The organism is Alteromonas sp. LOR (genome assembly GCF_000753865.1).
Lineage (GTDB): Bacteria > Pseudomonadota > Gammaproteobacteria > Enterobacterales > Alteromonadaceae > Alteromonas.
The window spans coordinates 71,870-91,852 of record NZ_JQFW01000002.1 but is presented as its reverse complement, the minus strand read 5'-3'; the positions used below and the strand labels follow the sequence as shown (position 1 = coordinate 91,852).

At 43.6% G+C, this 19,983-nt stretch carries 14 protein-coding genes; 6 read left to right on the top strand and 8 right to left on the bottom strand.

Annotated elements, in window-relative coordinates; all coding sequences use genetic code 11:
- Positions 1-63: 63 nt before the first annotated feature.
- Positions 64-1,131 (bottom strand): XrtA/PEP-CTERM system-associated ATPase, encoded by a 1,068-nt coding sequence (locus JV36_RS0101155; RefSeq protein WP_032097176.1) that lies wholly within the window; start codon positions 1,129-1,131, stop codon positions 64-66.
- A 150-nt stretch (positions 1,132-1,281) separates the two neighbouring features.
- Positions 1,282-2,712, bottom strand: a complete 1,431-nt coding sequence (gene hldE, locus JV36_RS0101150; RefSeq protein ID WP_032097177.1) for a bifunctional D-glycero-beta-D-manno-heptose-7-phosphate kinase/D-glycero-beta-D-manno-heptose 1-phosphate adenylyltransferase HldE — start codon at positions 2,710-2,712, stop codon at positions 1,282-1,284.
- Between hldE and JV36_RS0101145 the strand changes: the two genes are divergently transcribed.
- Positions 2,711-3,145, top strand: coding sequence for a GIY-YIG nuclease family protein (locus tag JV36_RS0101145; RefSeq protein WP_442853178.1), 435 nt, complete (start codon positions 2,711-2,713; stop codon positions 3,143-3,145). The two genes, hldE and JV36_RS0101145, sit on opposite strands and share 2 nt — an antisense overlap.
- Here the strand turns inward: JV36_RS0101145 and JV36_RS0101140 are convergent.
- On the bottom strand, positions 3,134-4,039 hold the full coding sequence (locus JV36_RS0101140; RefSeq protein ID WP_032097178.1) for a DUF350 domain-containing protein: 906 nt from the start codon (positions 4,037-4,039) through the stop codon (positions 3,134-3,136). The two genes, JV36_RS0101145 and JV36_RS0101140, sit on opposite strands and share 12 nt — an antisense overlap.
- Positions 4,040-4,202: 163 nt before the next feature.
- Between JV36_RS0101140 and glnE the strand changes: the two genes are divergently transcribed.
- Positions 4,203-7,265: a bifunctional [glutamate--ammonia ligase]-adenylyl-L-tyrosine phosphorylase/[glutamate--ammonia-ligase] adenylyltransferase gene (gene glnE / locus JV36_RS0101135; protein ID WP_032097179.1), complete on the top strand. Its 3,063-nt coding sequence runs from the start codon at positions 4,203-4,205 to the stop codon at positions 7,263-7,265.
- Between the two features lie 180 nt (positions 7,266-7,445).
- Positions 7,446-8,105 (top strand): hypothetical protein, encoded by a 660-nt coding sequence (locus JV36_RS0101130; RefSeq protein ID WP_032097180.1) that lies wholly within the window; start codon positions 7,446-7,448, stop codon positions 8,103-8,105.
- A gap of 117 nt (positions 8,106-8,222) precedes the next feature.
- On the opposite strand, the gene JV36_RS0101125 is transcribed toward JV36_RS0101130, so the two are convergent.
- The 4 genes from JV36_RS0101125 to JV36_RS0101110 all read right to left on the bottom strand — a co-directional run bounded on the left by JV36_RS0101125 (position 8,223) and on the right by JV36_RS0101110 (position 10,900).
- A complete protein-coding gene (locus tag JV36_RS0101125; RefSeq protein WP_032097181.1) occupies positions 8,223-8,837 on the bottom strand; it encodes a TcpQ domain-containing protein in 615 nt (204 codons plus the stop codon).
- An 87-nt stretch (positions 8,838-8,924) separates the two neighbouring features.
- Entirely contained in the window at positions 8,925-9,851 is a 927-nt protein-coding gene (lpxL, locus tag JV36_RS0101120; protein ID WP_032097182.1) for an LpxL/LpxP family Kdo(2)-lipid IV(A) lauroyl/palmitoleoyl acyltransferase, read from the bottom strand.
- 180 nt (positions 9,852-10,031) lie between these two features.
- Positions 10,032-10,289 (bottom strand): DUF3081 domain-containing protein, encoded by a 258-nt coding sequence (locus tag JV36_RS0101115; RefSeq protein ID WP_032097183.1) that lies wholly within the window; start codon positions 10,287-10,289, stop codon positions 10,032-10,034.
- A 71-nt stretch (positions 10,290-10,360) separates the two neighbouring features.
- Complete coding sequence (locus JV36_RS0101110; RefSeq protein ID WP_032097184.1) at positions 10,361-10,900, bottom strand: outer membrane beta-barrel protein; 540 nt, start codon at positions 10,898-10,900, stop codon at positions 10,361-10,363.
- A gap of 457 nt (positions 10,901-11,357) precedes the next feature.
- Between JV36_RS0101110 and JV36_RS0101105 the strand changes: the two genes are divergently transcribed.
- Together JV36_RS0101105 and JV36_RS0101100 are read left to right on the top strand one after the other, a co-directional pair.
- Entirely contained in the window at positions 11,358-13,607 is a 2,250-nt protein-coding gene (locus JV36_RS0101105) for an acyl-CoA dehydrogenase (RefSeq protein ID WP_032097185.1), read from the top strand.
- Positions 13,608-13,777: 170 nt separating this feature from the next.
- Positions 13,778-14,488 (top strand): hypothetical protein, encoded by a 711-nt coding sequence (locus JV36_RS0101100; protein WP_032097186.1) that lies wholly within the window; start codon positions 13,778-13,780, stop codon positions 14,486-14,488.
- An 89-nt stretch (positions 14,489-14,577) separates the two neighbouring features.
- Here the strand turns inward: JV36_RS0101100 and JV36_RS0101095 are convergent, their stop codons facing one another.
- On the bottom strand, positions 14,578-17,088 hold the full coding sequence (locus JV36_RS0101095) for a TonB-dependent receptor domain-containing protein (RefSeq protein WP_032097187.1): 2,511 nt from the start codon (positions 17,086-17,088) through the stop codon (positions 14,578-14,580).
- Between the two features lie 878 nt (positions 17,089-17,966).
- Between JV36_RS0101095 and JV36_RS0101090 the strand changes: the two genes are divergently transcribed.
- Entirely contained in the window at positions 17,967-19,982 is a 2,016-nt protein-coding gene (locus tag JV36_RS0101090) for a putative bifunctional diguanylate cyclase/phosphodiesterase (RefSeq protein ID WP_032097188.1), read from the top strand.
- Position 19,983 lies beyond the last annotated feature (1 nt).

Here is a 19,983-nt window from a genome sequence, read left to right as displayed (position 1 = left end):
ATCGCTCAAAGATAATATAAGGCAGATTCAAAAGAAACTGCACCACAATACACTGACTGCGTATTACTCCTCTTTACTATCATCACTCTTCAACCTTACATAAGTCTTAAACTTCTTCTTCATCAACTTATCTACATACTGCGTCATTTTAACTTTTTGCGATATAGCAGCATCTAGGGCATCCACCAGCTCGGCCAGCATATCTAGGTAATACTTTGTATCGCGAATAACGTTGCCCTCAGGCGTCATTATCGTTTTGCTTTCAGGACTGTCGGCAAAGCCCATGTGCTCTGTAATCTCTGCGCCTGACTTATCAGGCTCGAACATTTCGGCTTTTACTTCTTCAATCACTTCATCGATAGATTCGGCGTTGAAAGTGTCTAATTCTTCTAAGAAGCCATAAAGCATGATTCTATCCATCAGGGTGTTCACTTTACGCGGAATACCGCGGGTGAATATATGGATTCGCTCAAACGCTTCGTCAGAGAAAAGCTGTGCCCCGTTCCACCCAGCATGATGAAGCCGATACTCAATATAGGCTCTGCATTCTTCCAAGGTTAGAGGAGCCAAATGACACGACGCCACAATGCGCTGTCTAAATTGCTCCATATTAGGGGCACGTAGTATAGGCTGCAGTTCTTCTTGCCCTAATAAAAAGCTTTGAATAAGCGGCTTACCATTAAATTGAAAATTGCTCAGCATACGCAACTCTTCAATAGACTCTAATGGCAAATTTTGCGCCTCATCTACAAGAAGCAGCGCGCGACGCCCTGCTCTATTTAACTCGTATAGGAAAATTTCTAAGGCTTTTAAAATGTCGGCTTTGCTTCTGCCTTCAGTAGCAATATCAAATTTCGACGCCACCATTTTCACAAGCTCATCTGGCGACAGCTTTGGTGTCACAATTTGCGCAGCGGCGATATCATCTTCAAGCTCTTCGAGCAGGCTATTGGCAACTGTGGTCTTCCCTGTGCCTATGCCGCCGGTTATCACGATAAACCCTTCGGCTTGAGACAATCCATACTGTAGATATGACATTGCTCTTTTGTGCCACTTACTAGCGAAGAAAAAAGCAGGATCAGGCGTTAGCTGAAACGGTTTCGAGTTAAGTCCGTAATAACTTTCGTACATGAAAAATACCGTGTGATGTTGCTGTTATCAAAGCGCAGAAAATAACGCGCATCTCTGTTTATATTGGCTGTTTATCTTGCCTATTTGCAAAAGCTAGATGTAACTGGCTGAAGCATAAAGTGGTGTATATTACACCACCTTTTACTTGCCCTAGCCCAACTTATTTTTTGTTATTCGTTCAATAATACCTGTTGTCGAAACGCCATCGGCAAAGCTAAGTACTTTCACTTCTCCGCCGTTTTCCATAACGTCTGTACCACCCGCTATCTGGCCAACGCTGTAATCGCCACCTTTTACTAATACATCAGGCAGTAATCGCGCAATAATACGTTGGGGCGTGTCTTCACTAAAGGGAACAACCCAATCTACTGCACTTAACCCTGCTAGCACAGCCATTCTTCGACTTTCGTTATTTACCGGTCGGCCAGGCCCTTTAAGCTTGGTTACCGAACTGTCAGTATTCACCGCAACAATTAACCTATCTCCTAGCTGCGATGCCTCTTCTAAATAGGAAACATGGCCCGCATGAAGGATGTCAAAGCAGCCGTTGGTCATTACTATGCGCTCACCTCGCTCTTTTGCCGCTTTTACCGCAATAGCGAGCTGATCTTCATTCATTACGCCGCCATCAAGATGGACAGACTCTTCGCCCAAAGCTAACGCAAGCTCTGTGTTCGACACCGTAGATGTACCTAGCTTACCTACCACCACGCTTGCGGCCAAATTAGCCAGTACGCAGGACGCTTGAAGGGGAAGCTTACTCGCCATTCCCACAGCAATGGTAGACACTACCGTATCCCCAGCACCGGTGACGTCGTACACTTCTTTGGCTTTAGCGGGCAAATGAAATTCTGTATTCTCACCCTCAAACAATGTCATACCGTCTTCAGAACGAGTGACTAGGAGCGCGCCTATATTTAGCTCTTTTTTTAGTTTGCCTGCTTTTTCTACCAGCTCTTGTTCAGAACCTACTTCACCAACCACGCCCTGAAGCTCATCCATATTTGGCGTAATAAGCGATGCACCTGCATATTTTTTGAAATCGCTTCCTTTGGGATCTACAACCACCCGCTTACCTTTCGCTAGCGCTTTTTCAATTAATGCCGCAGGATTGCTCAAACATCCCTTTGCGTAGTCGCTTAAAATAACAATATCAGCCACGTCTAGCGCATCATCAAAGGCCTGCTCTAACGCCGATTTGTCAGTATTAGCAAAACTTTTTTCAAAATCTAAACGCAGTAATTGTTGGTTGCGGCTCATTACTCTAAGCTTGGTGATCGTATCGAAACCATCGACGGGGAAGAACTCACAGTTGATATCGTGAGTGTGCAGACGTTCTTTTAAAATGTTGGCGTTCTCATCATTGCCACACATACCCAGTAACGTCACTTTTGCACCTAACGTAGCTACATTTACCGCTACATTGGCGGCGCCGCCTGGGCGGTCTTCTGCACTATTTACGTTAACAACAGGTACGGGGGCTTCGGGAGATATGCGCCCAGTACCGCCACTCCAATACCGGTCTAACATGAGGTCGCCGACAATAAGCACTTTCGCTTTGGTAAAATCTGGTAATATCATGGCAAAACAACCCTTTCCGATCTTTAATTCTATTGGAATGAGTATAACAGCCATGTCGAGCAATACCCACCAGCGAAAGAATCTCTGTGAAGCGAAAAACCCTCCTGCCTGGTACTTGTATTTGATAGAGAACAGATTGGGTCAGCTGTACACAGGTATTACTACCGATCCCAAAAGGCGAATAGCTCAGCATAGGGGAGAAAAAGTGGGCGGAGCAAAAGCACTGAAAGGTAAAAGCCCTCTAACCTTTCGTGCTATTTTTCAACTATCAAACAAATCGGAAGCTGCCGTACTTGAGTGTAAGGTTAAAAAGTTAACACGTTCGCAGAAAGACAACATTATTCAGTCTGGGAAACTCGAATTTACAAATAGTGGCGACACACTCACACTTAATTGCATAAAGGCCGAACTAGTAGACTCACTACCCACCTAAAACCGCATTGATGATCATGGCATTACCAATACTCAACGTGAAACCTAAAGCGGCCACACCGATGTTGTGCTGCTGATCTACTTCTTGACGGAAGTTCATACCAAAAAGAATTATCTTTTTATTTGCCAGCACCAACAAATGCAATGCGATTGTTAAGCCCACACTCACCAATAACCATCCGGTCACGTTACTGACATAACCTGTAGGCTCATAAATAAGTAAGTTCTTTGCTGCAGACACTATCATTGCAGTGCCTAACAGGTTTCCGGCATGCTCTATAGCCAACGCTATTTGTCCGCCTTCTAGCGCACCTTGAAAAGAGTCATTCTGATTGTCCTTGGCGTACCTAAATTCGAGTATGCGGGTCATCACTAACAGCATGGTTAATACCACTGCAAAACCCGTCACAATGGCGATAACCGCATTCATGTCGCTTCCATTCACCCACAGCATAATATTGCGAAGTACAATGGCGCTTGCAACTAAGCTGGCCGCGTCCACTAGGGCAACACTTACACTGCGCTCTGCAATCATTTCAGGGGTATCGACTTTGTTAAGCACAAGTTTGTCATGAGCAAAGCGCCCAAACTTTACCAATATAATGCCTACAAGACCGAAGGTAAGCATGGCAACGGCAGCATCTTTATAGCCCATACCCACATGCCGCCCTACTACCGAACTCAGCACAATACACAGCGACAACATACCCCCGGCAATACTTATACCAAAAGCGAAATTATCTTTTACACCAAGCTCATCAGTAACAGATGTTTGTCTAAAGGCCCCTGTTAACCACTTCATCACCATTAAAAGTGCGAGTGCTATGCCCACGTCCATGGCAAGGTAAATCAATAATTCTTCGGTAAGGGGTACTAGTTTTACTAAAGCTTCCACGCTATCTTTGCTCCTTGCACTTTACCGACTAAATAAACAATCTGTATATCGACCAGCGAAACCGTCACTTTTTATCCGGTTTATTTTTCATTCGCTGGCGTACATTGCTACTACACATCGTAAAGTGATTATTTTTATAAGACTTGAGGTTAATGCGAGTATTATGCCAATAGAAAAGGAAAATAGCATGGCTAACGTTGAACTAGCTGAACAGTATTGGCAAAAATTAGTGTCAGTTTATGAAGACGAGAGCATAAAAAGCAGCACAGCAAAGTACCCGAACGAAGACCATCAAGAGGGAATAGAAAACTCTAGCAAAGAGTTATTAGCGCATAATTTGGCGCACAGTTTGACTCATAATAAAGCAGATATTCTCACTGCATTTTCTCGCTCAGCGTTTTTAGCAGAGCACCTTATTCAGTATCCTCAAACGTTAGGTAGAGTGCTTACTCTGCCTCCCTCTGATAATCCTTCTAGCAATTCTTTTAGTAACCCAAACGATACAGTTAATGAAGCTTCTAAAGGTAGCGCTTTACATCATTATCGCGCCGAGGTTTCAAAACGCTTAGAAGGCGTCAAAACTGAAGATGAGCTGTTGTCAGCGTTACGGGAATGCAGAAATACTGAGATGGCCCGCATAACCTATGCTGATGTGCTAAATAAACAAGCTATTTTAACCTCTCTCGCTCAAGTCTCCGCCCTCGCCGATACACTAATAGTCGCCGCCTACAACTGGCTATATAAAGATGCAGCAGCGCGATACGGCACCCCCGTATCAGCGCACAGCACAGGACATAAATCAGAGAAATGCCCCGCACATATGTACATTTTAGGTATGGGCAAACTAGGTGGTAGAGAGCTGAACTTTTCTTCCGACATTGACCTTATTTTTGCCTACCCTGAAAAAGGCGAAACTCAAGGGGGTCGAAAAAGTATTGAAAACCAGCAATTTTTCACCAAGCTAGCGCAAAAGCTTATTCAATCACTCAATAAAATAACAACCGATGGACAGGTGTACCGCGTAGATATGCGACTACGTCCCTTCGGCGACTCTGGGCCGTTGGTTATGCACTTTGCTGCTATGGAAGATTATTATCAAGACCAAGGCCGCCATTGGGAAAGATTTGCAATGGTAAAAGCCCGCATTATCAATGATGATAGTTCTGACGATGCACAGGCTTTGAAAGACATCCTCAAACCCTTTACCTTTCGCCGTTACCTCGACTTCACTACTCTTGATGCCTTGCGCAACATGAAAAAGTTAATAGCCACAGAGATCAGGCGTAGAAAGCTGAGCAATAATATTAAGCTGGGGGCCGGCGGCATTCGCGAAGTTGAGTTTTTCGCTCAAAGTTTTCAACTCATCCATGGTGGCAGAGAGCCAAGCCTTCAAAGTAAGTCACTACTTACTACGCTTACCGCGCTTTCAGATATGGACATTGTTGAACAAGATGTCACGCAAGAATTAAGAGACAGCTATCTGTTTCTTCGCAAAGTAGAGCATACGTTGCAACAGTGTCGCGACAGACAAACCCAAACACTGCCAGACTCCGATTGGGAGCAAGAGGCTCTCATAGCGGTTATGGGCTTTGAGACATACGAGCGTTTTTTAGACGTACTAAGTACTACTATGAAAACCATCCATGGGCATTTTAATGAGCTAGTGGAAGAATCTCATGAAACTCATTCTGATGAGGATGCACTGTTCAGTGCGTGCCAAGACGCATGGCAACTGACGTTAAAAAGCGATGAATTTATAGACGCTTTTAGCGATCATCTTTCAAGCCGTGAGGCCATGGGTATTTTCAACACGCTGATAGAGTTTAAAGATACTCAGCGCAATTACCGAATTGGACAGCGTGGAGAAGATACCCTCACAAAACTACTGCCTGAAATTCTTTATGTGCTGGTTGTTCAGCACCCGACAAACTCTGTTCAGGTTTTATCTCGATTACTAGGCGTGATTGAGGCTATAACGGGTCGCACAACCTACCTTGATTTGTTGCTCGAAAACCCTGATGTGCTGAAGCAATTGGTAAAGTTATGTGAGAGAAGTGGCTGGGTTGCTCAAGAAATCAAACGCTTTCCGCTGCTATTAGACGAGCTCCTCACCCCGTTGTATTTGGGCCAGCAAAACACAGATATTGCCACCAGCAAACGGGAATACGAGCAAGACCTCAGACAGTCTATGCTTCGCATTGAGCAAGATGATGTGGAGCTGCTTATGGATGCATGGCGCCAGTTTAAGTTGTGTCAGCAGCTTCGAATTGCAGCTAGCGATATCAGTGACTCACTTCCCATCGCCAATGTAAGCGACAAATTGACTGTATTAGCTGAAGTGATACTGGATAATATTGTCAGCGCCGCGTGGATGCAAATGAGTGAACGCTACGGCACGCCTTCCCACCTAGAGGGCACTGACAAGGGGTTTGGCGTTGTAGGTTACGGGAAGCTAGGAGGCTATGAATTAGGCTACGGCTCTGATTTAGACTTAGTATTTTTACACAATGCGCCAAGCGGTATAACTACAAACGGTAAAAAGCAAATAGAAGCTCAGCAGTTTTATATAAAGCTGGCCCAGCGCATTATGCATTTGTTAAACACAAAAACGTTATTCGGACAGCTGTACGAGACTGATCTGCGCTTACGCCCCTCTGGTAATGCTGGCCTGCTGTGCTGCCATGTCAATGGTTTTGAAAAATATCAAAATGAGGAAGCATGGACCTGGGAACATCAGGCGTTAGTGAGAGCAAGAGCCATATGCGGAGATAACAATGTACTTGAAGCATTCAAAGCCGTGCGTAAGCGCGTGCTGACGAAACAACGAGAGCCATCAAGCCTTGCTGAAGATGTGTGTAAAATGCGGATAAAAATGCGTGAGCATTTGTTGTCTAAAACCGAGCAAAAAGTAGATTTAAAACAGTGCGTAGGGGGTATTACCGATATTGAATTTATGACCCAATACTGGGTACTCGCGAATTCTCATAACATTGAATCAATGACGCAGTTTACCGATAACCTACGCATTTTAGAAAATGCTGTTGAAAATAAAATTATCGAAGCAAACACCGCCAAAGGCCTGCAAAAAGCGTATCTAAAACTAAGAGAACAATATCATCATTTAACGCTGGCAGATTCAAAATTTGCGGATCAAACTGAAGAGCTCGACGAAATACGTGAGAATGTAACGAGAATTTGGGATGGCCTCTTTGAGAAGTTAACTTAACAACTTCTAAGTTTAATAAGGCGATGTAACTCATCGGATGTCTAACTTTTTTACAAAAGCTTCTAGAAATTCTCGGAATACAAGAAAAAAGGCTTAAGATTCAGCAACCAACGGAGCTGGCCCGGTTTATGCTTATCTTAGTGAGATATTAATTCGGTCTAATGATGAGGTATAGCCGTGATGTTTAATTTCAAATATTTTCTAATAGGTTTGGTATTTACACTACCGTTAAATGCAACAGCTTCAATTATCTACGCGGAAAACTTTAGTTTTGGCCACAAGACTTTGATTGATGCCGGTTGGTCTGATTCTGACAATAGCAATGGGTTGGAGTATTATCAGGCAAGTGGTTCGGGTGCTAGGGGAATGAATGGTTTTTACGATCATGATAACAACCCACTCACTCCCGACGTCAATATTCTCGGTGCTCTAGAAGTTAACGATGATGCTGGAAGCGTGACGCTTCTAAGCGAAATATTTACTGTTAACCAAGAAGTTAATTACTGGGAAACAGGGAAACTAACTTTCTATTCAGGTATCCGTCAAAACAATGCTGATGGCGCGTTTGTAGAATTAACTAACCTAACAAGAAACATGTCGCTTACAGGGCAGCTAATACCTGAATTTAACGGACGCACTTGGCAATTCAACAGTTTTGAATTCGGTTGGGGACAAACTCAGCTAGGGGATGATTTACAGTTAACATTCCAAGGTGGTGGCAGCTCATCTGCGAACGGCCTTCAAGTAGCAGACATTACGATCACGAGAGTACCTGCGCCATCGTCGTTTACCATTTTTGCATTTTGCTTTGTAGCTTTGTACTTACGAGTTAAAAAGTAAAATTGCGTTTAAATGCCAAAGCCATCATTAATCAAATAATGATGGCTTTTTTAGCACTGAAAAATTTCCTTCGATTAGTGTCTTTCCGCTTTATCAGTAATTTTTTTAATTGCTTGCCTAATTCACGCGCTCACATTGATTTTTAAGTAGCTTAGTTTCTTCTGCTGTCACTACTAAAGAACGCTGGTCTGCGCACAGATACGCTTTAACCTCTCCCTCAAAACTGCTGTCTATTGCACTCGCTATACTCGCTAACGACCCCGATACAGTATTGTCTAACTGAAACTGATGCTTTATCACAAAATCTTGCTCTAAGTTCCATATTAGCTGCATTCCCTCGTCCTGAGCGTACTGTGAGATAGCCTCACGTAGCGTATTCCCTTCTTGGAACGTGCGGAATTTATGTTCACCAGTCCAATTCGACTCTACTGGACGGGTTTTGCTCGCCATTTTTTCCAGTTTGCTATCAAGGTTAGGATCAACCCCAGCAATGTCTAGCACAAAATCCCCCTGCTCTTCTTTCAGAGGATCGGTAGCAGACATTCTAAACTCACGATAAAACTCACTGAGGCCTTTTGAAACTGACTTTTCTTCCTTTTGACTTTCGGGCACGGGAGCCGCCTCTTTAATCTCAAGGAAATAGATGAGTACGCCAGCGGCGACAACTAGCACTACTGCCAGTATGATTTGTTTCGCCCAAAAAGATGTACTTGAGTAGCTTTGTTGCCCCATGAAACTTAATACCTAATTGTTGTTCTTTAAGTGAAAGCCGCTATGTAGAACCGGCTCAACGTAATGTTCTTACCTTGAACTTTTTTATTAATAGAGCGATGGAGACGTTTTAGACGGCCTCGTCTTAAATCTTTTGTGCATCCATAGATAACTTTCAGGCTGCTCTTTTACCGCTTTATCAATATGCTCATTGAGCAACGTTAACGCTGCATGATCTTCCATTTCACCTAGACCGAGTAACGGTGGGAAGACTTTAATTTTATACCCACGCTTTGTATATTGCGAAGTAATTAGCATGGGGACGCTTTCAGAGCGACGAATAAACATCAAGGTTGCAGTTGTTGTAGCCGTGTCTTTTACACCACCAAATGGAACAAAAACGCTTTGCTTCGGCCCATAGTCTTGATCTGGTAAGTAAAGGCAAAGCTCTTTGTCGTCCATTGCAGCCAGCAACGCTTTCGCATTGCGCTTATCAATCATGTATTTGTTCGACTGATTGCGACCATGATATTGAAGATAGTCTATAAGAGGGTTGTTGTGTTTACGGTAAAACGCCACGCTAGGATATGAATAGCCAATACCACGACACGCAAACTCTACATTCATATTATGCAGAGCCATACCAAATACGCCCTTACCTTGGGCTTTAGCCGCTTCTATATGTTCGGCGCCTTCTATTTCGAATGCTCGTTGCACCCGCCAAGTAGGCCACCACCAGCCCATGGCTGTTTCAAACAGTGCCATGCCCGTACGGCGAATATTTTCATGGTATAAGCGGTCTACTTCATCGCTCGATAAAGCGGGATTCCAAAGCTCGATGTTTCGCCTGGCCACTTTTGCACGTTTAGGCACGATAAGCGCTATTAGCTTACCGGCACCCGCTCCAATCGCCCGTATGACAGGCAGCGGAAGCCAAGTGATGATATACAGCAAACCTACAGCAAGCCATATCAACCAATAGCGTGGACCAAGAAAAGAAATGGTGAATTTAGGAGCTTTTATTGCCGCAGCCAAGGTCTGTTTCCAATATGTGAGAAGACATATATTGTATCAGAACGAATTATTGTGGGCTATGGGGTACGGGATTCACAAAGCATACTAAAGCGCGCGTAGGTATACTGATAATAGTTAACCTTGAAATAGTTTAACTAAAGGTAGTCAGAACAGCGCACTTTAAAGAGTAGTAGACCGTGCTTAGTACGTTTTATCTATCTGCTTAAGCTTTTTCTCGAAGGAATCATAGTGATCACTGGAGTCGTAATCAAAATGGTATTGGTTATGAAAACCGAATCGCAGCTTCACATTAACGTCTTCGATATACAGCGTATACCCATCGTGATCGGTAAACGCTGTAATGCCCATCAACTTGTATTCATCGCCCTCTTTCGAGCCATGCTGGCGAATTTTGTCGAACACTTGAAGTAAAAACTTGCTGTCTAATTCGTTTTTCATTGTAAGTACCTTCCTTAACTTAATAAAATTAGTACTCTTTCACGGGATCTTTGGATTGGTCGCAAAACCAATCAATTAAAGTTGTAGCGGAATCCTAAGCTGAGCATATTGGTCGAAAAGCTATCTTCCCCGCCGATGTAAGTATATTCAAAGCGCACCATCGAATTTTGTGAAACATAATAATCAAAGCCAAGCCCAATAAGACCAGCAGCGATGCCATCGTCATAACTGCAAGAAGCAGATGCTGTTTCGGTACCGCAAGGAATAGTAGCTGCCACATCCACTCGGGCAACGCCCAACTTATAAAACAATTCGCCAGTGGTGCTACTCGCCTTACCTAATACAGCTAAATAAAGTGCTTCACCCTCAGCCTCTGCACCGTCGTCAGAATAATCGAAAAGGTTTAAGTAGCCGGCTTCTGCATACCACTGTCTATGAATTTTATGACCATATGCAACACTGTAAGCTACTTCACGATCGCTGCCGCCGTCGAATTCAAAGTCCGTATACCCTACAGATACTAACCCGTAGTTTTCAGGTGCTGCTTCTGCTTTCGAACACACTAATGCTCCCGCTACTAATGCACCTGCTATCCATAAATACTGCTTCATCTAAACCTCAAAATAATACGCTAGTGAAAATGTTTATTAACGCTCTAATGGCTATCTCTTTTTAATCAGTCTCTTTTTAATCGATTTTATGTGAACCAAGAAAAAGCGTTGCTGTAGTATAACCGCTTTACTATAAACGATAGGCAATGAAATGACTGCCTGATCAACACAATTTAACTCAAATTGTGATCACTTCTAGCAAAAGTTTTGTTCACTTTTAGCAAAAGTTGCGGCGCTCTACAGCACTTTTAAGCATTTTCTTACGCAGCCTTTTGTACTTCAGCACGACTTTTTTCACATATTTCGCCCGACCACTAAAAAACACGTAAATCTTAACTATCTGTTTTCTTTACACATTACAGGATTTTAACTTCTTCATCGACGATTTTTTTTGATCTTTTGTAAATTTGTTGTAGTATCTACATCAACAACTGGTCAGATGAGCGGATGAGTAAATATGAGTATTAGAACTAGCTTAAAGAAAGTGCTACCCCCAATTTCAATTACAGAACAAGAAGCCCTAGATGCGGGTGACGTGTGGATTGAATCTTCAATTTATCAGGGTAAGCCTGATATGCAGGCACTTCGCGATATCCCTCAGGCAAAACTGAGTGCGGATGAGCAAACATTTTTAGATGGTCCAGTAGCAGAGCTATTGGGCATGATTGACGATTTCGAGCTTGGAAACGAAAAGCATATCCCACAAGAAATTATTGATTTCTTGGGTAAAAACCGTTTCTTCTCAATGATTATCCCCAAGAAGTTCGGCGGTTTGGAATTTAGTCCATATGCCAACTCTACGATTGTTGCCACCATTGCTGCGAAAAGCGGCGCGATTGCGGTGACAGTAATGGTACCTAACTCGTTAGGTCCGGGTGAGTTGTTGATGCACTACGGTACTACAGCACAACAAGACTACTGGTTGCCTAGATTGTCTGACGGTCGTGACATTCCATGTTTCGCCCTTACCAGCCCAGAGGCAGGTTCAGACGCGGGTGCAATACCAGACGCAGCAATAGTGACAAAAGGCGAATACAACGGTGAAGAAGTTCTTGGTCTTCGCGTAAGTTGGGATAAGCGTTATATTACACTTGCGCCTATCGCTACGGTTCTTGGTCTTGCATTTAAAGTATTCGATCCAGACCAACTACTTGGTGATAAGTTTGAGCACGGAATTACCTGTGCCCTACTTCCAAAGTCACACCCTGGTGTAGAACTCGGAAACCGTCACGACCCTATGGGCGTTCGTTTTTATAACGGTACAACTCGTGGTCAAGATGTGTTCATCCCAATGGATTTCGTTATTGGTGGTCAAAAGAACATCGGTCGCGGTTGGCAGATGTTGGTGAGCTGTTTAGGCGCAGGTCGCGGTATTTCATTACCTGCGATGGGCGTTGCAACTGCTCAATCAGCGTTTAAAGGCACCGTTGAGTATTCTTTTGTACGTGAACAGTTTGGTTTACCTATCGGTCGTTTTGAAGGTATTCAAGAGAAGATGGCAGACATCGCAGGTAAAACGTTCCTGCTAGAGTCAATGCGTGTTCTTACCACTGAAGGTCTAGGCCTAGGTGTTAAACCTTCTGTAGTGACTGCTATTGCTAAATACCACATGACCGAGTTAGGTCGTGATGTATTAAACTCAGCAATGGACGTGCAGGCAGGTAAAGCCATTCAACGTGGTCCTCAAAACACGTTGGCAGGCGGCTATTCAGCGCTACCTATTGCCATTACGGTTGAGGGTGCAAACATCCTTACACGTAACCTAATGATTTTCGGTCAAGGTGCAATGCGTTGTCACCCACACCTTAAAGATATGGTTGACCTAATTCACAGCAACGAAAGTTCTGCTGATGCGGAATTTAATAAAGTACTTCGCAAAACTATCGGATTTAGCGTTAAAAATGCGTTCCGCAGTTTAGGTAAAGGTTACTTACCGTTCTTACGCGAGTCTGAGTCAGCGTTGCCAGAAGTACGTCAGTATGAAAAGCGCGTAAACAGCATTGCTGCGAAACTAGCGCCACTTGCTGATTTGTCACTTGCTGTACTTGGCGGCGACCTTAAGAAAGCAGAGCTATTGTCTGCTCGCTTAGGCGACGTAATGAGCTACTTATACGGAGCAATGGCGGCAATTCGCTTCTACGAGCAACGTATTGAAGATAGAAAGCTAGCACTACCGTACTTTGAGTACGCGATGCAGTGGTCTCTACAGCAGGCTGATCAGGCGATTGTTAACTTTATCAACAATTTCCCGAACACAGCGACTCGCGGCCTAATGCGTTTGTTAACTAACACTTACACAAACAGCGTTAAGGGTATTAGCGACGACCTAGTACGTGAATTGTCACTTGCTTCTATGCAAGACAACAGCGTGAAAGATCAGTTAACTCACCTAGTACGTGTTATTCCAGGTGACGGTAACGACATTAACGAGCAAGCGTTTAAAGCGAAACACGCCGTTGCTCACTTGCTTAGCAAAGTGCAAAAAGCGCTTCGCAAAGAGCCAGTGGTTCCGTTTATCTCGTTTGAGCATGCGCTTAATAAGCTTCAAGAGAAAGGCGTTGTTAACGCTGAAGAAGTAGCAAAACTGCATGACTACAATGAGAAGCGCAAGCTAGCGGTACGTGTTGATGAGTACACGTTCGACTTGGAGTTACTTCCAGCATCGCAGACATTAACTGCGGTAGACGGTGGAAAGAACGCTGCCTAAGCGCTGACTTCTACAAATAATTTGAAAGCCCCAGCATCCGCTGGGGCTTTTTTTTGGCTTTATATTTTGATAATTAACTGTTTATATAAATGGCGGTTCACACAGTTGGCTATTTACTGCGTTGTTTTCTATCCTTAGACGTATTGGATCTGCAATCGTGAGGAAAGGATATGCCCACAGTCACTTCCACAGGCTTTGTGGCTTTCGCTTTGGCTCTGTCCATCAACCTAACTGCATCAACAGCTTATGCCGACCATGACGACGGTCATTTTATTATTGGTTACATAAACCATCCCCGTGTGAACGACTTCTATAAACCGGTAATAAAACGCGCTTATGAACAAATAGGTATTGCCGTCACTTTTGAAAAAGTGGGAGGCAAAAGAGGATTAAAGCTCTTAAATGAAGGAATGACCGATGCAGACGTTATCCGATACGACGTAGTAACGAAAGATAACCCCAACGTGATTGCCATTGAACCGCAGTTATCAAGAGGGGCATCGTTTTTACTGTGCGTTAAAAGCGTTGAGTGTCATGTCGATATCATCAACGACCCTACTGCTGGTATCGCAGTCACTACTCGTTTTTTTAAGAACGTTGAGCAGCAACGCAACAAATTTGAAGCCAATTTTTATGAGTTTGACGACTTCTATCATGTTGTCCAACTGGTAAAGACTGGACGCTTTGACTACGCTATTGCCCCTAGCGACTTTTCTGAATTAAACATTTTTGATGAATACGGTTTTACCCATATTCCCCTTGTAGAGCACAAGTTAGTGCACGTTATCAATAAAAAGCATTTACACCTTAAAGATAAGCTGTCTGAAGCAATAGCGATACAGCTTAAAATACACCAAACAAGGCAACCTAACGAAATGTAGGTGAACTAAAGCTCAGAAAAAGTTAACCACAGATACAAACAAAAATGCCCGCATATAGCGGGCATTTCTTTAGCTAAACTAACTTGATGTTAGTCGAACATGTACTTAAGAGATAATACGGTTGTACGACCGTTTAGAGGGCGTGCACGTACGTAGCTACCTACCGCAGCAGAACCTTCTTCAGACTCTGTGATGATAAATTCATCGGTTGCGTTGTTAACGTTAAGCGCTACTGAGAACTGGTCATTCACCCAATAAGTAGCAAACAAGTTAACCAGTGTGTAGCCTTCTTGCTTAAGGTCGTTGTTGTCTTGCACATAGTATTCAGTTGAACCCTGAAGTGATGCACCAACAGACCAGGTGTCAGTGACGTACTCAGGCGTAATTGTCCAAATCCAGTCTGCTTGACGACGTGGCGTATTGCCTACAATTGCAGCGTTATTTACATCATCACTAATTTCAGCGTCTGTCCACGTTACGTTACCTGACATAACGAAGTTTTCAGTTGCATTCCAGCGACCTTCAAATTCAAGACCCATGGCTTCATATTCACGCATGAACGTAAGACCGCTTGTAACTTCTGCTTGCGTATCTTCTGTCACTGTGTCGAACAACGTAGCGTTAAGCATTAGGTCTGATGTACCGTACTTATAACCCACTTCAAGTTGCTTAGTTGTATCGAAACCCGATGTAGTGCTAGTTAGGCTGCCATCTTGGTTAAGTGTACCGCCAATTTGTAGTAAACGGTCAGCTATCGCACGGCCACCTTTTGAGTAACGAGCAAAGAATGTCTGACTATCGCTAAGTAGGTACGAACCACCCACTGAGTAAGAGGTGTTAGTTGCGTCGTAATCTACGATTTGCGAGGCTGCACCTGCGCGATTAAGGTTAATAACACCACCGCTGATGAACCCAGCGTTAACGGCTGATGCATCTTCGATTTGCTCAATAACGCCGTTGCCGTTGATATCAAAGTCAGTGTTACCACCACAACATGAGTTGATTAACTCACCAGATGCTTCAACCGTGTCATAACGAACTGACGCATCAATAAGAATGTTGTCAGACAGTTCGAAGCCAACGTTCATGTAAGGTGCCGTAGTTTGGTAGTTTAGGTCCCATTCCCAAGAAAGGAAGCTTGGAGACAATAAACCATCAGATACTAGCTCAACGCCATCACCATTAGTGATATTTAACATTTGAGAGTTAGAGCCATCCAGTGTCTGGATAAACGTCTGCCAGCTAGACCAGCTAGTAGCAATCTCTTGATTTGAGTAGTAGTAACCTACCGTTAGGTCTATGCCATTATCGAACTCTTTACGAAGGCTGAAATCGTTGATCATGTTGCCAAGATCGTTGATTCGAGTATCAAACTGTAAGTTAGTAAATGCTTGACCAGAGTATGCGTTACCCGCACCTGGACCATTTGCCAATGTGACTGTGGTAGTGTCACAGTTAAGCGCATTTCCGTCACCGTCAGTTGCGCCTGCACATAATGCTGAAGCAAAGTTAGATACATCGCCAGGGCCTGTAGGGAAACCATCTACGAATGGGGCAATAAATCCACCAGAGATATCCGACGTACGGAATTTGTTAAGAAGGAACAGGTTCTCAGCAACTTCTAAGTCAACTTCAATACCAAACGAGCTAACCTTAGACTCGATGCCATCTCGTACATCACGGTTTTCTGGGTTGCCAAAGCTATCGAATGTAGAAATGTTCGTATTGAACGCAGAGTTCAACGCTTGTGAGCTTGCGTCATAGTTTGGCACTGGACCGTACTCGCCGTCACCCTTTACAAGTACTGGCGAAGGTAAGTAAGTAGACACTTTATCATCAAGATTTTTGTAGTAGAAACGGATGTGACCGTTATCTAACATCTTGGTGATGTTGAACTTGATTTGACCACCTTGGTCGCCGTTATAACCGGTATCGCGCGGGCCTTCACCGCCACGGGCAAAACCAGCAATGTGGTAATACATGTCGTCACTGATTTCGCCACCGTAGCGGAAATCTAAACGAAACTCATCGTAATCAACACCAAATGAAGTACCAATAGCGCCGCCGCCAACTTCACCAGTATTACTGATCATGTTGATAACACCACCTGGCGAGTTACTTGCGAATGTTGATGCAGAACCACCACGAATCGCTTCTACGTTAGCAACAGACCAATCGTAACGGATAAAGTTATCAGCGTTACCGAAGTTTATATCGCCGTACTCTAGTACCGGAAGACCGTCTTCGTGAAGCTGTAAGAACTTTGAACCACCCGTTGCTAAAGGAATACCACGGATAGTGATGTTTGCGTTACCGCCACCGCCAGAAGATTCAGCACGGATACCAGGAAGTGCACGGAACACTTCGGCCGTTGAACGAGGCGCAAGCTTGATAATGTCGTTCTCATCAAATGAACTTACTGAAACACTCGCTTCCTGCATAGTTGCGCCACCAGGCGCGGCAGTAACTACGATTTGTTCATACTTTTCTTTGTTCTTTGCTTCAGCGTCTGACGGTGCTGCTTCTTGTGCGAAGGCAGTTCCAGAAAGTGCTGCGCAAACAGCGAGTGTCAATGCGTTTAGTGTGTGTGTGTTTTTCATGTCATCTCCGGCGGTGTGTTAGAGCCTTGATATCCAAAATGCTTACTTAATATGACACAGCGATTGCACCCGCTGCTTAATCGATTAAGAATGTATACCAAGATTTTCTTCTTGTAAAGATTCTGTGAAGAAAATTTTCAAAAATAAGCATAACAATTAGTCTAATAAACAATTAATTTACAGTATTCAGGGTGACTTAACAGACAAACGTTCAGTACAAACGAAAAATTTAAACGTTTAAGAAAGAATGCAAAAGCCTTGTTTAATGCGGGCTTTCGCCACGCGCTTTACTCTTACAACAGGTAAAAGCATAGTACATCGCGTCTAAAAGGCTACAAATTGACTCTGCGGTTCAGTTTCTATAAATAAATTTTAAAAATCATTCGTTGAAAGTGTTAACAAGTGATGAACGTGTTATCTGAATTCGGTCTTCTAATTGTTATAAACAAGTAATTGTAAAGAGGAAGCGGAAAACCCGTGAGAATGGGTTATATTAAGGGCGTGTTGATCTTTGCTGTACATTTTTGCAGCGGTCTGTGAGCTATTTAAACAAGGCGAATGGTTGAAGGTCTAGCAGGCTAAATCGAAACCATTCAACGCAGAGTAAATAGCTCACAGGCGCTGCCCGAAGGGGGCGTTATGGAAGCATTTTACTCTTTGGCACAGCCCTTTGACTTAGCCCACTAGGCCCACAGGACTGTTTCGCGATTAAAATGCTTCCATTTAGCCCAAAACTTGTACAGCAAAGATCAACACGCCCTAGTCACAAGCGTAGATAATTTCCACACAGCCAAATACGGCAAAAAATACAGTAAGAATTTGAATTGTAGCTATTCTTTATGGTAGCTATACGGTAGCAATGAAAAGAGGCGCCTACTTTGCATCTTTACGATGATGATATACCTAAAGAGAGCGTAGACAGGGATACAGTGAACATGCTCATGGAAAACTCTGCCGTTGGCCTAGTTATGACAGCGTTGTTGTTTTCCGGGCTTATATTCTTTTTCCAGCCCACCGACTCATCTGTTTCACAAATTAAACTTTCGCTGTTGTTAGCAATGGCCGTAACACTTTTTGCTCGATGGGTAGATTCCTTCTATTGGCGCAAAAGACTTCGAGGCACCGAATTTAAACCAACACCAGCGCTACTGCGCTTTTCTGTAGGTTTAATTGCAACAGGCACTATTTGGGCCCTTTATACTACCCTTCTCTACGACTCAATGGGAATGATTGAGCTCGCCGTTACCATGGTGGTCATTGCCAATATGGCAGCTGGAGGAAGTACGTTTCTAGCACCCAGTAAGATATTGGTGGCTTTTTACGGGACTGTATTAATACTCCCTATATCTGTATGCGCACTGTTTAATAATGATGAGTTCTTTGTTCTTGGCGTTTTCGGCATCGTGTTTTGGGCTGGCCTTTTTGCGAGTGCGTTTAGGTACAACAATTTTTTTATTAAAACGGTACAACTCAAAGCTAAGAACGTGATGCTAGTAGAGCAAATGAAGCGAGAACGTCAACAAACTGATAGGGTGAATCAGCTTTTGCGCAACACGAATCAGCGACTCGATGACGTTAACGGCAGTTTAGAAGTAAAGGTACAAAAGCGTACCGAAGATCTTTTTCGTTTATCTAATCACGACCCACTGACAAGCCTTCTCAATAGAAACGGTTTGCTAAAACACATGAATCCACTGCTTGAGAAAACAAAGGCAGTGGACGGCACCTTTGCCGTTTTGTTTGTCGATTTAGATGGTTTTAAGCAAGTAAATGATAGCTTAGGTCATAAAATAGGTGACATCGTACTAACTGAAATAGCGCATCGCCTCAGCAAATATTGTGAAACCAACCACCTTGCAAGATGGGGTGGCGATGAATTTGTTGCGCTTTTGCCTTATGTGACTGTGGATATCGCGAAAACGGTTGCCCACGCAATGCGAAGTGGTATTGCCATTCCGGTTACGGCTAATAAAAATCAGATTACTCTAGATGCCACCATTGGTATCGCAATGTTTCCCGAACATGGTCTCACTGCCATGGACTTAATTCAGCATGCAGATCTCACCATGTACGACCAAAAGCGCAGGCAAAGAGGGTCTGTAGGTGTATTTAATGAAGCGTTGCACGACGAGGTAAAGCGAGAGCAGCGCTTGTGCGAACGGTTGCGTAACGCCATAGATAACGACGAGTTATGTGTGCACTATCAACCAATTATCAATGTTAACACTAACGCACTGTCTTCGGTGGAAGCGCTGTTGCGCTGGTCCTGCGATGGAGAAAATATTACACCGGATGTATTTATTCCCCTTGCGGAGCGCTCAGGAATGATGCCAGAAATAGGCGCATGGGTGCTTAACCGTGCGCTAATCGACTTATCCCATTGGTCAGCATCCGACGCCATGTGCCTATCTGTGAATGTTTCTATTGCACAATTGTTAGACGATGAATTTATTAAAATTTTAGACAGTGCTTTGCAAACCACCCAAGTGGCGCCACAGCGTTTATCGTTAGAGGTGACAGAGAGTGTTTTTGCCAACGATGAGGAACTAGTCACACAGCGACTGCAAGGGTTGGTAACCCGTGGAGTGAAGATATCTATCGATGATTTTGGTACGGGGTACTCGTCACTATTTCGACTGCAAACCATGCCTTTCAACTTTATTAAGATAGACAGATCTTTTGTAAAGAATACATCTGAAGAGAGTGATACCATAATACGAGCAACGCTGTTAATGGCGAAAGAATTTGGCTGTGAGACCATAGCTGAAGGCATTGAAACAGAGCAGCAATTTAAACACTTAGCAATGCTGGGCACAGACTATCTGCAAGGTTTCTATTTCGCTAAACCCATGAAGCTTGAAGATTTGAAAAACTGGTATAACGAAAAAAATTAAT